Origin of the sequence: Bradyrhizobium prioriisuperbiae, assembly GCF_032397745.1 — a bacterium.
GTDB lineage: Bacteria > Pseudomonadota > Alphaproteobacteria > Rhizobiales > Xanthobacteraceae > Bradyrhizobium_A > Bradyrhizobium_A prioriisuperbiae.
In genome coordinates, this window is sequence record NZ_CP135921.1 from 7,775,904 (window position 1) to 7,789,352 (window position 13,449).

Genomic DNA, 13,449 nt, shown 5'->3' on the forward strand with positions numbered 1-13,449 from the left:
GCCGCGCGCACTCGTAGCTCAGCTGGATAGAGCATCGGATTTCGATTCCGAGGGTCGGGAGTTCGAATCTCTCCGAGTGCGCCAATCCCACCGTCGCCGCTCTTCACATCCCATTGCCGCCGTTCGCGACAATATGCAAAAAGCCCCAGTGCCGCAGGGGCTTTTCGCATCGCGGACGGCCGCATGCGGTCGCCGGCCGTCGGTAGCCACCTGCAGAGCAGCTGCCCTTCAGCTGCCCCTTCAGCTGCCCCTCGATTTGAGTTAGAATCTCCACCCGGGCCTCCGCCAGCTCAGGCCCTTATGGAAGACCATGGCCAAGTCAACCAAACCGAAAATCAACGGGAAGAACTACCTGACCGTCCCAGCCGGCGAATACCCCTGCGGCAACAACCTCTATCTCACTGTCGCAGAGACCGGCGGCCGGCGCTGGAGCTTCCGCTATCAGCGCCGTGGCATCGTCAAAAGAATGGGCTTGGGGTCGGCCAGGATCGTCAAATTCGGCGATGCCAAGACCCTGGCCCTCAGTGCTTTGCGCGATCTCGCTCACAACATCGACCCCAAGGAACAGCGCGACGAAAAGCGCCGCACTGAGTGCTCACGTCTGTTCGGGGAGTTCGCCGACGAATGGCGGGAGACCTTCGAGACGGGACTGAAGCACCCCGCTGCACGTCGCAAGCTGAAGCGCATCGTCGAGGTGATCTGCAGGCCGCTTCGCAAGCTTCCGCTCGACGAGATCCAGACCCAGCACGTCGTCGCGGCGCTAAAACCGGTTTGGCACCAGCGCGAAACCTCACGCGACGCACGCCAGCGCATCAAGAAAATCCTCGACGCGGCCATCGCCCACAATTTTAGGCCGAAAGACAATCCGGCGGATTGGGATAGCCGCCTCTCACCGATCATGCCAAAGCAACCGCGACGCGGCACCACGCGCGGCAGCCACAAAGCGATGGACTATCGCGACCTGCCCGCCTTTATGCAGACGCTCGCCACCATTCCTGATCAGAGTGCGCGGGCGCTCGAGGTCACCATTTTGACCCTGGCGCGCACCAATGAGGTGCAAAACATGTGTTGGACACACCTCAACTTCAACGAGCACCTCTGGGATCAGACCCACCGTGACACCAAAAACGAGCGCGCCAAGCGCACGCCGCTACCGAAGCAGACAACAAGCTACCTGCGCGCAGCTCACGAGGATCGCATCAGCGATTTCGTCTTCCCCGGCCGCAGCCTTAAACGGCCAATATCCAATATGACCATGCTCAAGCATTTGAAGGAAATCGCCGGCGACAAGAAGCTTACTGTGCATGGCTTCCGCTCCACATTCCGCACATGGGCGCAGGAAGAAACGGACTTTGAGGAGGAGATCATCGAGCATTGCCTCCATCACATTACAGGTGATGAGACCGAAAAGGCCTATAAGAGGGGCGAGGCCATAAAGAAGCGTCGCATCGTCATGCAGGCCTTTGCCGATTTTGCAACGCGAGCCCCTAAAGTAAAGACGATGCCGGTTAAGGCGGCCTGACGACCAAGTGGTTATCGAGACTTTGGATCAGCCGATCCCGAAACTCTTCCTTGCGAGGGCAAGCTGTCGAGAAACGAAGCGAGATCGGCACGGGTGATGATCGTCCGCGTACCGTATTTGCGGTGACGCAAGCGTCCCTCGCGAATCGCCTTGTAGATCGATGTCTGCCCCAGCGATGACAGCTGCGCGGCTTCTCGAATCGTCATGGCAAGTTTTTCCAGTGGAAACTCAAGCACAGAATCGTGTCTCGTTATGCCTCTCATGGTGGGCCATCTCGCGTTGCTTTCCGATCCCATGTGGCTGCTCGCCTCAACATGCGTGCCATTGGTCGACGAGATACCGACATAGCCGCGCGAAGCTTTTGAAGTGGACGTATAGACTTGCTTTCCCTCTATTCAGTCCCGAAGGCACAGAAATTCAATCCTTGTTCGAAATGCAAATCAGCGATGAGCCACAGTTAGATCAATGCCCTTCTGTCGAGTGCTAGTGCGACGCAATCAAAGCCATCACCGAGAGATGCTTCAAAAAGACGTGAAGCATCATTCCATGTTGCATTACTTTTCCATACCGCCGCACCGGGCCTCGAAGTCGATTTGACCTAAACCCTTAGGCCAACGTTCGGCTCAATCGTCTTTTGCGCGATAAGAACTCGATGAGGCGTCGCCCCCAAGAACACGGGGTCATCACTTACTCCAGCCTCAGGACAATTCCGAAAACTCGCGCGGCAATTAGGGTCAGGATTCGTCCATCCGATGCGATTATGGATCGCGCAAGTCCCCGCGCCCGCCGGGTGCAATCGGAGTGAGCGACCCCCTGCGTCCTGAACGCAGGGGTTGCCAGCCAAGTATTGTTGCAAGCCGTGTTATCCCGTTTTGTTCATGCTCGTTCGGGATTGAAGCTCGAGTGCTTGCCTCTCGGCACGCTGCTTCACATGGGAAACACGGCGAGCGTTGAATTGACCGGTCTGCGAACACCCTGCGTTTTGATCGACCGATTCAAGAAAGGCCTGAAGCAACACATGATCAACAATGAGAATGGACCACCGTACAGATGTGGCGTGCTAGCTGTCGCGCTCCGGAGGTTCCGTTGGCGCGGGCGATCGAGGGTTCCCTCCCCGGTGAACGGTGAGTGCAGCGTTCACCCGGGCATGCGAGAAGCTAAAGATCGACAACCTGCATTTCCACGATCTGCGTCACGAGGGAACAAGCCGACTGTTCGAGGCGGGACTCCCGATTGAAAAGGTCGCACTCGTCACGGGTCACAAAGATTGGCGGCAACTGCGGCGCTATACAAATCTCATGGTCGAAGATCTTCTCAAGCTGCAGAATGCGTCGCAGCCGTCGATGGAAGAATTCCTGGAGGCGTTGGTTGCTTCGTGAGAGGTTGTCGCCGAACGAATCGCCCTCTGACACAGACACAGAACTGTTTGCATCAAATTATTTGTTAAATTTTAGGATATCAAGAAACTTTCTGCTCTCTATGGTCCCATGATGATCTCGCTTACATTAAGCGGAAAATGCTCAGGCTCCCTTCCTTGCTCAAGCCGTTGCTATAGGGGTTATACGACGGTTCGAAGCTCACAATCTCCGCGTCGACTTACTCGCGCTAGACACACAACAACAGAAAACATTCTTTCGTATAGATTGTAAGTCATATTTACAGCGCAATCTATAATTGTAACTTAGATAATATTCTCAAAAATAAGATTATGGCGAGTGGCGTTAGTGGGGTGAGCAATGTCGTTGGGCACCACGGTCTCGGCCAGCCTCTGTGGGGCTGGTGAACATCAGCTTAAAGTGACTTCGTCTAACGTTTATGATTATTTGAAGGGGCGCCTCATACGTTATCAGTTTCGACCGCGAGAACGGCTCGTCGTTGCGGAGCTTGCTGACAGCATAAAGGTCAGCAGCACACCAGTCAGAGAGGCTTTAAGCCGCCTTTGTGTGGAGGAATATCTAGTCTCCGTGCCAAATCGAGGGTTCTTCGTCCGCCCCCTAAGCGTTAAGGAAATGCGCGATTTGCTTGAGTTTGGATGGTTCTTGCTTCGAGATTCGATCGAGCTTAGCAGCAAGAAACGCGAAAAGATGCCGCTTAGTGACCGTCCCGAGATGCTCCCGATCGAAAGCGCAAGCTGCGATAGTGCCGCAGCTGTTGTGTATATCGAGACAGCCTACAAGCGGATTTCTGCGCTGACACCAAATTCCGCACTGAGTCGAGCCCTCTCTAATTTTGTCGACCGGACGCATTACATTCGGTCTCTAGATATCGAGGACTATGGGTCTCGGGGCAAACTCGTCACGGACATCGGCGAGATTGACCAGCTACTTCACCGGGGAGAGATCTCACCGGCGATCTCGTGCCTGGAACTCCATTTTGAAGAACAATACGAGCGGTTGCCAAGCCTCGTAAAAGAAGGCATCAGCAGACTTTACGCTGGGACATCTGCCGATCAATAGAATGCGGAGCCTGCAGGCTTTGCGGTAATCGCGCCGCTGTGGAATTTCCCACAGGCGTCGAATTGTCGTTGATGGCGTGACCACTAAACAAATCTCGTCATTATTTGAGGCCCGTTGACGCCAGTACTTCGATTTCGCTTCGAACGTTTTTTGCTTCGACGGCTAGGCAGGCCAGCGTGTTTGGCAGACCTTGCGTTCGCTGACCGACGCGGTTTACAGGTCGCGGCGGTTCGCCGGCTTCAAGGCGGGTGCGCCCCCCGTACAAATTTTGCTCTGAACGGTGCCGCGCACGGTTGCGATCTGGCACTTATCGAACCGATCATCCACTGCAGGTGCGCTGTCCGGGTCTCGCTCGCAAACACTGCTGTGTCTTCGTGCATAGGGACCCCGCGTAGAATGCAAGCAATGGATTGTCGTACGCATTCTTTTTGGCATCGTACTATGTACTCGCCACATCTCGAACCTTGCTGCTTTACTGCGAGGCGCACAAACGCGCCGATCGTGGCATCTCCCCAGTTCATGCGAAGCATCGCTCGGATTACGTCCTTGTGCGCGGTCCTACCGGAGAATCAGCATGGCCGTCACCGAGAGCAGGCAGCGTGCGTCGTCCGATCAGCTAAGCGCGTCTAATGCCAAGTCCCTTAAACCAGAATACCCAATGCTCGGACTCTTGAGAGACGCGTTTCCATATCGGATCCCAGGCCCGAGATTTGGACGATATGCATCTTTGGTGATGGTCGCCCCATGCAATATGGCGTGTCCCTATTGTGATGTCGGTGGATACGCCAAGGACGACGATCACAATCTACCTGGCTGGTCTCCCATTTCTCTTAGGGAAATCGAAGCTTTCGTCGACGAAGAGGTCGACCGCGGACGGATAATCTATCTTACCGGAGGCGAGCCTCTCATGTTTCCCGAACTCGTAGCTCATATTGGCGCGAAAGTGCGAAGGCGCGGCGGCTATACCAGCGTGGCTACCAACGCAAGTGCGCGCCAACGACTTCGTATGGTCAGCCCTCACGTCGACGAGTTTAGCGTCAGCCTTAAGGGCACACCACAGACGGCAGCGAGCACATCAGGCGTAACCGGACGCCTGGCATTCGACCTGCCTCATCAAAACACACTTGGCCTTCTGAATACTCCTGGCATTACCCTTGAGCTCGTGGTCGTTCTGTTTGATGCGCTCACGTACGAGAACTTCTGCGAGATCTATCGCCCATTCTTTGGCCGGGCCTATCTCACGTTGAAGCAATACCGGCCGAAGATTACGACCGTTCACAAGGAACATTCATACACTACCGTTCTCCTTGAGGATCGCGCGCACGCTGAGGTGCAGCCTATGTCGCTGGATCGCGCGCACGACCTCTTCAGGCGGTTGGTGAAATCGTACCCGGAGCATGGCGCGTATTTCGGTCTTGTTACCGGTGGTGGCGGCGATCAACACGTATTCAGGGGTGACGAAGAACATTTTTTTCAGCGCTAGTGGAGAGCGCAATGTTAAATCATGTGTTTATACGTCTGCTCGATACCTGCAATCTTGAATGTGCGCATTGCTACGCATCTTGCGGGCCGAAGGCCCCTGACCGTCTTCCGATGGAGGCCGTCCTCGGTCTTACTAGACAGCTCGGGTCGTTGCAGCCACGGCACGTCCACCTAGAGGGTGGTGAGGCGTTTGCTTATCGAGGCTTCTGGGATGTGCTCGACGCGCTGAATTTGAACAATATCAAGCCCGCGATCACGTCGAATGGCCTGATCGTCGACGAGCGTTTAATCGCAAGACTTGTCGGACGCGTGAGCAAGCTGACCTTCAGTATCGATGGACATACTGCGGAGGTGCACGACCAGATTCGACGACGCAAGGGATCGTTCGATCGAGCGGTAAATGCCGTCCAGCTTTCGGTGCAGGCCAAGATACCAACACATATGATTTCGGTCGTTTGGAAGAAGAGCGTCGACCATGCCGACGATCTGGTTGCCCTTGCCGAACGTTTGGTGGTCGAAAGGCTATTGCTCTTCAGCTGCGGGCGCATTGGCGCGGCTGTGCACCATTGGGAGGAGCTTAGCTGCGACTTCGAGGCCTGGACTCGATACCTGAAGCGAGTAAGAGTGCTGGCAAGGACACGGCCTTGGATCTGGTTTGAGGTCGATCGTGTGCGCCGCGAAGAACTGGGTTCCTATATCGACGACGACTACCGTCCGATCTGTGTTCGCGCACCACGGGACTCGGTGACTATCGACCCACGTGGAGATGTCTATCCCTGTGGCTATTTCATCCCGCTCAAGAAATCCCTTGGAAGCATCCTGGAAGCACCGCTTGCCGAAATTGTACGGCGTGAACAAGACGGCGAGCGATACAGCGGCGCCTGCAAGGACCCTTGGAAGGTCCGCTCCGACGGTATTGTGGAGCTCTGCAAGCTATACTCAGTGAACTATGCCGGGTTGCCCGATGCGTCACGGCCGGCAGGGCAGACTGCAGAATAATCACGTTACATTTGGAGAACCGCGAGCTGAAATGGAGATAGATATGCGGGACACATCTAAATCAAATAGATCATTGGTCGATCAGGAACGAGTGCTAGAATATGCAGAACATGGCTTCACGCTCGGTGACCAGCTTTTGACTGACGACGAGGCCGATGAGCTTTTTGAGATCATCAGCTCCGTAGTGACCGATGAGCACAACCCCCATCATCAAAGGGTACACGACTTTCGACATGGAGGGCGCCCCCTCCTACATATTCGCAATATGTGGCAGAGATTCGAGCAGTTCAACCGGCTGCATAAAAACGCACGGCTCATCAACGCTCTGAGCGACCTGACCGGAGCTGAAAGCTTCAATCTTTGGCAAGATAGATTCTTCTACAAGCCGGCGGAATCTGGTGGTTTTCACACGTGGCACCAGGATGCTGCGTATTTACCCTTCATGCACCCATACAACCAATTGACGGCCTGGATCGCGTTAAATGACGCCGACGAAGAGAACGGAGCCATGTCTATGGTTCCTGGATCGCAGAATTGGGGCGACGCCAGCGAGTTTATAGAGGAGATCGCCTCTTACGCGGGCGACGACCGTCCTTTGCCAAACAACTATGGCGGTCGCGCTGTCGATGTTGAGCTGTGCCCAGTAAAGAAAGGCTGTGTGCATTTCCATACCGGCCTGACTTGGCATGCATCAGGCCCAAACTGGAGCTCACGTCCACGCTGCGGAATTGCACTCCATTATGTGGTTGCGCCGGTGCGGTTCGATGCAACGCACAAATTTGCGAAGGACTACGGTGGCGCGCATGGCAATCTGCTGGATCCGGAACTCTATCCACTTGTCGCGATCAGTCACCCGGCAGTGGCCTAGCTCGGATCGTTTTTGCCATATTCGATCTTCGGAGTGACGGTATCATGCACTCAAGTTCACGCGCATCTCGAACAGCGACGGCGGAGGAGATTCCAATTCTGGATCTCGCGCTGAGTTCTCAGTCCGGTGGTTTTGCCTCATTAGCTCAGAAACTCAGGAGCGCGTGTCAAACTTATGGCTTCTTCTACGTTTGCAATCATGGAATTCCGCGGGAAATATCCGACGCCGCTTTTGCGGCGTCGCGTCGGTACTTTGCACTTCCGTTCGAAGAAAAGCTCAAAGATAAGATAGACGAGAGGTTTCGACGCGGGTTCATGCCGCAGGGCATCAATCAGCATGCGGGCCACGTTCCAGATCTGCATGAGAGCTTTGACTTTATGATCGATCTGCCGGTCGACGATCCGGACGTAGCTGCTGGCCTCCCTCTACATGGCCCAAATCGATGGCCGAGCGCCCACCCGTGGTTACGCGAAGCTTCGGAAGCGTACCTCGTGGCAACTATCGGACTTGGTCAGAGGCTCCTGAAGTTATTTGCAGCCAGCCTCAGCATGGACGATGAATTCTTTCTACGCTTTTGCAGAAAGCCGATGGTCGCCGCACGACTGCTCCATTACCTGGCACAGTCGGCAGAAGACAATGGCTTTGGCGCTGCACCGCATACCGACTTTGGCATGATCACGATTCTGGCGCAGGATGATGTAGGAGGATTAGAGATACAAAAACGAGACGGAAAATGGATCGGCGCGCCATTTATCCCGGATACGTTCGTCGTAAATCTTGGCGATCTATTCAAGATATGGACAAACGACGTGTATGTCTCGAATCCTCACAGGGTGATAGCTCCTGGCGGGAGAGAGCGCTTCTCGATCCCGATGTTCTTCAACCTTGACTATCGTACACCCGTTCAATGTTTGGATGTTTGCCTGCGTGAGGGCGACGTGCCGAAATACAAACCTACAACGTCCGGCGACTATCTCCTCGGCCGATATAGGGAGGTCTTGAAATACGACTGAAAGATTAGTCAAGTCATCGGACTAACGACCCAGCAGCTAGCAAGACGCGGCCCCCGGAAATCAGCATGAGGTAGCTCCGGGTGTCCGTTTTCCACCTGGTGAAACATGACTCAGCTAACGATCATCGGTAGCGAAAAATCTCGCACAATGCGTGTGTTGTGGATGGCCGCCGAGCTCGGTCTGGAATTTCGGCATATTCCCTGGGGAATCGAAGACGATGCATTGAGAGACGACCGCTTTCTACGTATAAACCCGAATGGGCGCGTCCCTGCGATCATTGATGGCAGCTTTAGTCTATGGGAGTCGCTGGCGATCAATATGTATCTCGCCAAGAAATATGGAACAGTAAGCGACGATTCTGCGCCGCTCTATCCTAGGTCGCTTGAGGGAGAGGCACTCGCCTGGCAGTGGACCCTTTGGGCAATGGCCGAGCTTGAGAAGCCGCTTGAAGCGATTCGATTTCACCGGTCCTTACAATCGGCTGATTGCAACGAGGCCGCTGCAATAGCGGCAATTCGTGAGCTGGACAGGCCCATGGCAGCCCTTGAGTCTGTGCTGATCCACCAGGAATATTTGCTGGGCAGAGATTTTTCCGTCGCGGATATCAATGTTGCTGGCGTTCTATCGCCCTCGCGTATCATCGAGCTACCGACGGACCGATATCCCGCCATCCAGGCATGGACGCGTCGCTGCCACGGTCGTGACGCGGCGGTTCGTGTCCGTCGAAATGGTGGACGACACGACGCGCCTAGGTCCTTTCACCGAAAATAAATTGGCACCGGCTGAGCGCATAGACCGTGACCGAAGATTAAGTGGCCAAGTGACCTGACCAAGTAATTGTCGTGATCACTTTACGCCTATGTTACTGCGCGACGGCGAGCGCGGATTTACCTACAAACACCGACTAACTCATCGCACCGAGTGGACACCTTGGAAAGCTCGCGTGCTTTGCAAGCGGGACGATAGTCACGGATAGCCGGAACCGGGAGCTTCGACCTCAAGGAGGTCGATCCGAGCAGACGACCTTCCGTGTTTGAGCTCTTGAGGAGAAGTAGCAGCACTTAGGCAAAACAGTGTTTTTCTATCATCACCGCCGAGAGCGCAAGCGACGCCTCGCCGTCCCGGAAGGTTAATTCTTCGCCGCTCTCTTCCCTCGCTGTCCAGCTGGACAAAGGCGCCCTCGCCAAATGAGGCGACCCAAATCGATCCGTCACGATCCAAACAAATGCCCGTGGGTCCTTCAGCGCATTCGAAACCTCGATTGAAGCGCAAGCCGCCGTCGGTATCGATGTCATACTCAGCCAGATATGCGCGATCCATCTCGGCAATCGTGAGCCGGCGGTGATCGGCGGAGACCGCGATTCCGGTAGGAAAGTGTAATCCCTCGGCTACGACGCGCATCTTGCCATCTGGCATGACCAAAATGATACGACCCGTAGCTCCTCGCTTTAGGGCTAGCGGCCAAGCGATGCCAAGGTCGCCGACATACGCGCGCCCCAATCCGTCGACGACCATATCGCCCAGCGTGCCGGCGGCAATGTGGGACAAATCCGCATAGAGCGATAGTTGCTCATTAGAGAAAGCGAGCAAACGCCTGCGAAAAGTTGTCAGAACCACAAGCCTACCGTCAGGCAGGACACCCATGCCGCAGGGAGCATCGTTAAACGTTGCATGTTGCCGAAGGTCTCGTGAAGGGCCAATACTCAACAACTTTCGGGCGAGGCAATCGACGAACCAAAGTCGCCCTTGATGCCATCGCGGCCCCTCAAAATATTTCCCTCCATCGATCGCAGCTGTCATTCTCGATTTCGTCAAATCGGTCAAGGCCCGCCCCCTTCTCTCCGCTTTTCGGCTTGTATGAACTCAGCGCAATCATCGACGCTGTGTCGAACTTGGCGTGGTCGCGATGCAACCGCGAGAATATTCTGCTCTGTAAAACAAAGTATGCTGGCACCGCGTGCTCGGCTTGGCGCTATATTGAAGCATCCATGCGAGAGACCGAGATTCAGTCTTTTACAAGAATTAAGGGAGAAGTTCTTGGAAGCGCATATCTGGGAGAAATCATATCCCGTTGGCACTCAGTGGGGAGCTCCGTTGCCTCCAGCCGCGACTATCGAGCACTTCCTCGAGAAGGCAGCAGATAAGCTGCCGGAAAGGGCAGCAGTCACATTTTATGATCAGGTCTTGACCTATTCAGAGTTATGGCAGCTTGCAAAGCGAGCGGCCAGGGGATTGCAGCAGCAGGGAGTGGGTCCGGGCGTGCAAGTCGGCCTACATCTTTCGAATTGTCCGCAATTGGTCATTTGTTTCTTCGCGATTCTGGTAGCCGGCGGACGTGTCGTGCTGCTTAATCCAGAACTGGCTGAAGGCGAAATACGCAATCAAGTGGCGGATTCAGAGATCCGTTTAGCCATTACATTTGCAGCGACCAAAATCTCCGAACGCATCGCTCCGCTGCTGAAAAGTGGAGATCTAGATACACTAGTCGTTTGCACGGCGGAGGACCTGCCCTGCAGAGGGATTCTCTCCGTATCGCCCTCGTTTTACCGCACGCCCGAGCCGCGCGAGATGAAATTCAAGGACCTCATCGCCAATGACGGCTTGTTCGTTTACCATCCCCGGGGGGCACTGGATCGAGAGATTGCAGTCATTCTTTACACGGGCGGGACGACAGGGCTACCGAAGGGAGTGATGCTTTCACATGCAGGCCTATGTGCGATGGTCAATATTGACCTCGCCTGGACTGGCAACTGCCGACGCTACGGAAAGGACACGACGTTGGTCGTCCTGCCTCTCTTCCACGTCTTTGGCATGTCGATTCTTATGCTTTCTTCAATAGCTGCAGCTGCGCACATAGTTCTGCACGTGCGTTTCGATCCCGAACAGATTTTACTCGACATCAAGCGAATGCGCGTCACCACTTTTGCCGCTGTTCCAACCATGTACGCCGCGATTATTGATCTGCTTGAAAGCAAGATATCTGACCTGTCCTCGCTAAGATATTGCACCTGCGGCGGCGCACCTATAGCCGCGGATATGCTTGCCAAGTTTGAGACGCTAACGGGGCAAATGCTGAGAGAGGGCTACGGCTTGACCGAGACCGCGGCAGTGGCAGCAATGCATCCCCTCGAAGGTCCGATACGGCCCGGCACCGTTGGCGTCCCTCAACCACACACCGTAATAGAAATTGTCGACTTTGAAACGGGTATGACTGTTCTGCCTCACGGCGAGCAAGGAGAGGTCTGCATTCGTGGCCCTCAATTGATGAGCGGGTACTGGAAGCAACCGGATGAGACGGCTTTTGTCTTTCGCGGTAACCGCTTCCACACGGGCGACATAGGCTTCCTCGACCAGGATGGCTACCTTACTCTTGCTGATCGCAAGAAGGATATGATCATCTCGCTTGGCCACAAGGTCTTTCCTCGGCAGATTGAGGCGGCCATCTACATGCATCCCGATGTCAACGAAGTAATCGTGATCGGCATTCCGCACCCCGAACTTGGCCAGGCCGCCAAAGCATTTATTGCGTTTAAACCTGGCCGACCAGAATTGAGCTTAAGGAAGGTCGCAGCCTTTCTGTCAAATAAGCTAGCCTGGTTCGAGATACCGGTTGCTGTGGAGATTCGGCCTAGCTTGCCGAAAACTGCTGTCGGAAAGCTCTCGAAGAAGAAGTTGCTAGACGAAATAGACGTAGCAACACGGCTTTCATCCGCATCAGATGCTGCCTATTAGTGGCCACCAACTCTGGACAGTCCCTTCTGGTGAGGAATCCTGCGCGTGACGTGGGTTAATTGAGATGATTCGTGAGCATTCACGCGCGGCCAGAGCACAGCCAGAGAGGCCAAAATGGATATCTTCCTGGACGCTATTCACTACAAGCTCGGCGATATTCTGCCTATTGACGAGTTACCCGAATTTGAAAACAGAGCCAAGGACCTCGACCTTCTGAAGACGGTGGGCCACCAATCGTGTTCGGTCTATCAGGGGAGCGCTGAGGATCTTTTCGCGCAAATGTGCGGCCAATTTAGTGATGCAGAACCTGAAAAAATTCGCAAAGTTGATACGCTTATAACGACAGCTAAGATTGACAGTCGATTCTTCTATCGGACCCTGCTGTCCCTTGGAGTTAACGACGTATCTGTAATTGAGATCGGCGGCAGCCACTGCTGCAGCACGCTAACTGCTATTAAAATAGCCTCCAGTCTTATAAAGGCTGGAAGGGCGGAAAACGTACTTTTACTCACCTGCGATGTATGGCCGAACACCAAGCCTAGAGGCTTTTTGGGGGGCTTCGCATTATTCGGCGACGGCGCCACCAGTTGCCTGATCTCAAAAGACGTCGGCGCTTACCGTATTCTGGATGAAGAAGATATTGTGCACTGGAAACTTGTAAAGAGTGACCCTAACAGGGACTTCTCAGAAAGATTTCCAAAACTCTGCTATGAAGCTCTAAGCAACGCGCTTGTCTCCCTAAAGAAAAAAATGTCGGGGCGACTTACATTCGCGAACAGCAAAACAGCTTTGATTACAGTCAACGTTGGTATCGTAGCACAAACCCAGCATTTAGGGCTTGGCGTTCCGGTGATGCCGGCGTTCGTCAAGAACATCGAGCGGACTGGACATATTCTATGCGGCGACTACCTGCTCAATCTAAGGGACTACAGCCAGGAGCAGGCTGCGCAGCCGGTCGAACGGATTCTTCTCGTGGGAACTGGCATGTCGACAGCCACGTTTCCTTCGCAAGACGAGGCAACCGTAGCGGGCGCGCGCGGCATTCTCGTGTTGGAGCCGACCTAGGAAACGGCGAACCAATTATCGTATCAAGCACTTTGGGTTCGGGAGATTGGTCGTGCGCACTGAAGCGGAAATTGGAAACTGGCTAGTTGCGCAAATCGCAGCGCGGTGTAGTCTCGAAAAATCTCAAGTTGATCCAGATCGAGATCTTGCCGAGTATTGTTTGGAATCAAGTGAAGCCGTCGACCTTGCCCTTGCGCTGGAGCTTTGGTTGGACAGAGAAATCGATCTGACGCTTTTTTGGGAAGAAAAGACCGTCAATGACTTCGTAAGAGCCATCTGCCGACAAGCTTGATCGATCCTTTGAAGGTCGAG

At 54.5% G+C, this 13,449-nt stretch carries 12 protein-coding genes, 1 tRNA gene and 1 pseudogene; 12 read left to right on the top strand and 2 right to left on the bottom strand.

What is annotated here, in order from left to right; all coding sequences use genetic code 11:
• The first annotated feature begins 7 nt into the window (after positions 1 to 7).
• Both RS897_RS36230 and RS897_RS36235 read left to right on the top strand, forming a co-directional pair.
• Positions 8 to 84, top strand: a tRNA-Arg gene (locus RS897_RS36230).
• Positions 85 to 310: 226 nt separating this feature from the next.
• Positions 311 to 1,522: a tyrosine-type recombinase/integrase gene (locus RS897_RS36235; RefSeq protein ID WP_315833459.1), complete on the top strand. Its 1,212-nt coding sequence runs from the start codon at positions 311 to 313 to the stop codon at positions 1,520 to 1,522.
• A gap of 11 nt (positions 1,523 to 1,533) precedes the next feature.
• Here the strand turns inward: RS897_RS36235 and RS897_RS36240 are convergent, their stop codons facing one another.
• A complete protein-coding gene (locus tag RS897_RS36240; protein ID WP_315833460.1) occupies positions 1,534 to 1,728 on the bottom strand; it encodes a helix-turn-helix domain-containing protein in 195 nt (64 codons plus the stop codon).
• A gap of 915 nt (positions 1,729 to 2,643) precedes the next feature.
• On the opposite strand from RS897_RS36240, the pseudogene RS897_RS36245 reads away from it, so the two are divergent.
• The 7 genes and pseudogenes from RS897_RS36245 to RS897_RS36275 form a co-directional block, all read left to right on the top strand.
• Positions 2,644 to 2,901 (top strand): annotated as a pseudogene (locus RS897_RS36245) (tyrosine-type recombinase/integrase); the annotation flags it as partial.
• Between the two features lie 357 nt (positions 2,902 to 3,258).
• The gene (locus RS897_RS36250) at positions 3,259 to 3,978 is read left to right on the top strand and encodes a GntR family transcriptional regulator (protein WP_315833461.1); all 720 of its coding nucleotides are present in this window, start codon (positions 3,259 to 3,261) and stop codon (positions 3,976 to 3,978) included.
• Between the two features lie 574 nt (positions 3,979 to 4,552).
• The gene (locus RS897_RS36255; RefSeq protein WP_315833462.1) at positions 4,553 to 5,461 is read left to right on the top strand and encodes a radical SAM protein; all 909 of its coding nucleotides are present in this window, start codon (positions 4,553 to 4,555) and stop codon (positions 5,459 to 5,461) included.
• An 11-nt stretch (positions 5,462 to 5,472) separates the two neighbouring features.
• A complete protein-coding gene (locus RS897_RS36260; RefSeq protein WP_315833463.1) occupies positions 5,473 to 6,459 on the top strand; it encodes a radical SAM/SPASM domain-containing protein in 987 nt (328 codons plus the stop codon).
• A 43-nt stretch (positions 6,460 to 6,502) separates the two neighbouring features.
• The gene (locus RS897_RS36265; protein WP_315833464.1) at positions 6,503 to 7,327 is read left to right on the top strand and encodes a phytanoyl-CoA dioxygenase family protein; all 825 of its coding nucleotides are present in this window, start codon (positions 6,503 to 6,505) and stop codon (positions 7,325 to 7,327) included.
• Positions 7,328 to 7,371: 44 nt separating this feature from the next.
• On the top strand, positions 7,372 to 8,340 hold the full coding sequence (locus tag RS897_RS36270) for an isopenicillin N synthase family dioxygenase (protein ID WP_315833465.1): 969 nt from the start codon (positions 7,372 to 7,374) through the stop codon (positions 8,338 to 8,340).
• A 105-nt stretch (positions 8,341 to 8,445) separates the two neighbouring features.
• On the top strand, positions 8,446 to 9,111 hold the full coding sequence (locus tag RS897_RS36275) for a glutathione S-transferase family protein (RefSeq protein ID WP_315833466.1): 666 nt from the start codon (positions 8,446 to 8,448) through the stop codon (positions 9,109 to 9,111).
• A 195-nt stretch (positions 9,112 to 9,306) separates the two neighbouring features.
• Here RS897_RS36275 and RS897_RS36280 read toward each other — a convergent pair whose 3' ends face one another.
• The gene (locus RS897_RS36280; RefSeq protein ID WP_315833467.1) at positions 9,307 to 10,164 is read right to left on the bottom strand and encodes an SMP-30/gluconolactonase/LRE family protein; all 858 of its coding nucleotides are present in this window, start codon (positions 10,162 to 10,164) and stop codon (positions 9,307 to 9,309) included.
• 213 nt (positions 10,165 to 10,377) lie between these two features.
• On the opposite strand from RS897_RS36280, the gene RS897_RS36285 reads away from it, so the two are divergent.
• The 3 genes from RS897_RS36285 (at position 10,378) to RS897_RS36295 (ending at position 13,429) form a co-directional block, all read left to right on the top strand.
• Complete coding sequence (locus RS897_RS36285; RefSeq protein WP_315833468.1) at positions 10,378 to 12,072, top strand: AMP-binding protein; 1,695 nt, start codon at positions 10,378 to 10,380, stop codon at positions 12,070 to 12,072.
• Between the two features lie 114 nt (positions 12,073 to 12,186).
• Positions 12,187 to 13,137 (top strand): beta-ketoacyl-[acyl-carrier-protein] synthase family protein, encoded by a 951-nt coding sequence (locus tag RS897_RS36290; protein ID WP_315833469.1) that lies wholly within the window; start codon positions 12,187 to 12,189, stop codon positions 13,135 to 13,137.
• A 52-nt stretch (positions 13,138 to 13,189) separates the two neighbouring features.
• A complete protein-coding gene (locus tag RS897_RS36295) occupies positions 13,190 to 13,429 on the top strand; it encodes an acyl carrier protein (protein ID WP_315833470.1) in 240 nt (79 codons plus the stop codon).
• The last annotated feature ends 20 nt before the right edge of the window (positions 13,430 to 13,449 follow it).

What these genes read in the sequence shown, in the direction of transcription:
- RS897_RS36275 (WP_315833466.1), top strand. Translation starts at nt 8,446, where the DNA reads ATGACTCAGCTAACGATCATCGGTAGCGAAAAATCTCGCACAATGCGT.
- RS897_RS36255 (WP_315833462.1), top strand. Translation starts at nt 4,553, where the DNA reads ATGGCCGTCACCGAGAGCAGGCAGCGTGCGTCGTCCGATCAGCTAAGC.
- RS897_RS36270 (WP_315833465.1), top strand. Translation starts at nt 7,372, where the DNA reads ATGCACTCAAGTTCACGCGCATCTCGAACAGCGACGGCGGAGGAGATT.
- RS897_RS36290 (WP_315833469.1), top strand. Translation starts at nt 12,187, where the DNA reads ATGGATATCTTCCTGGACGCTATTCACTACAAGCTCGGCGATATTCTG.
- RS897_RS36250 (WP_315833461.1), top strand. Translation starts at nt 3,259, where the DNA reads ATGTCGTTGGGCACCACGGTCTCGGCCAGCCTCTGTGGGGCTGGTGAA.
- RS897_RS36240 (WP_315833460.1), bottom strand. Translation starts at nt 1,728, where the DNA reads ATGACGATTCGAGAAGCCGCGCAGCTGTCATCGCTGGGGCAGACATCG.
- RS897_RS36260 (WP_315833463.1), top strand. Translation starts at nt 5,473, where the DNA reads ATGTTAAATCATGTGTTTATACGTCTGCTCGATACCTGCAATCTTGAA.
- RS897_RS36235 (WP_315833459.1), top strand. Translation starts at nt 311, where the DNA reads ATGGCCAAGTCAACCAAACCGAAAATCAACGGGAAGAACTACCTGACC.
- RS897_RS36265 (WP_315833464.1), top strand. Translation starts at nt 6,503, where the DNA reads ATGCGGGACACATCTAAATCAAATAGATCATTGGTCGATCAGGAACGA.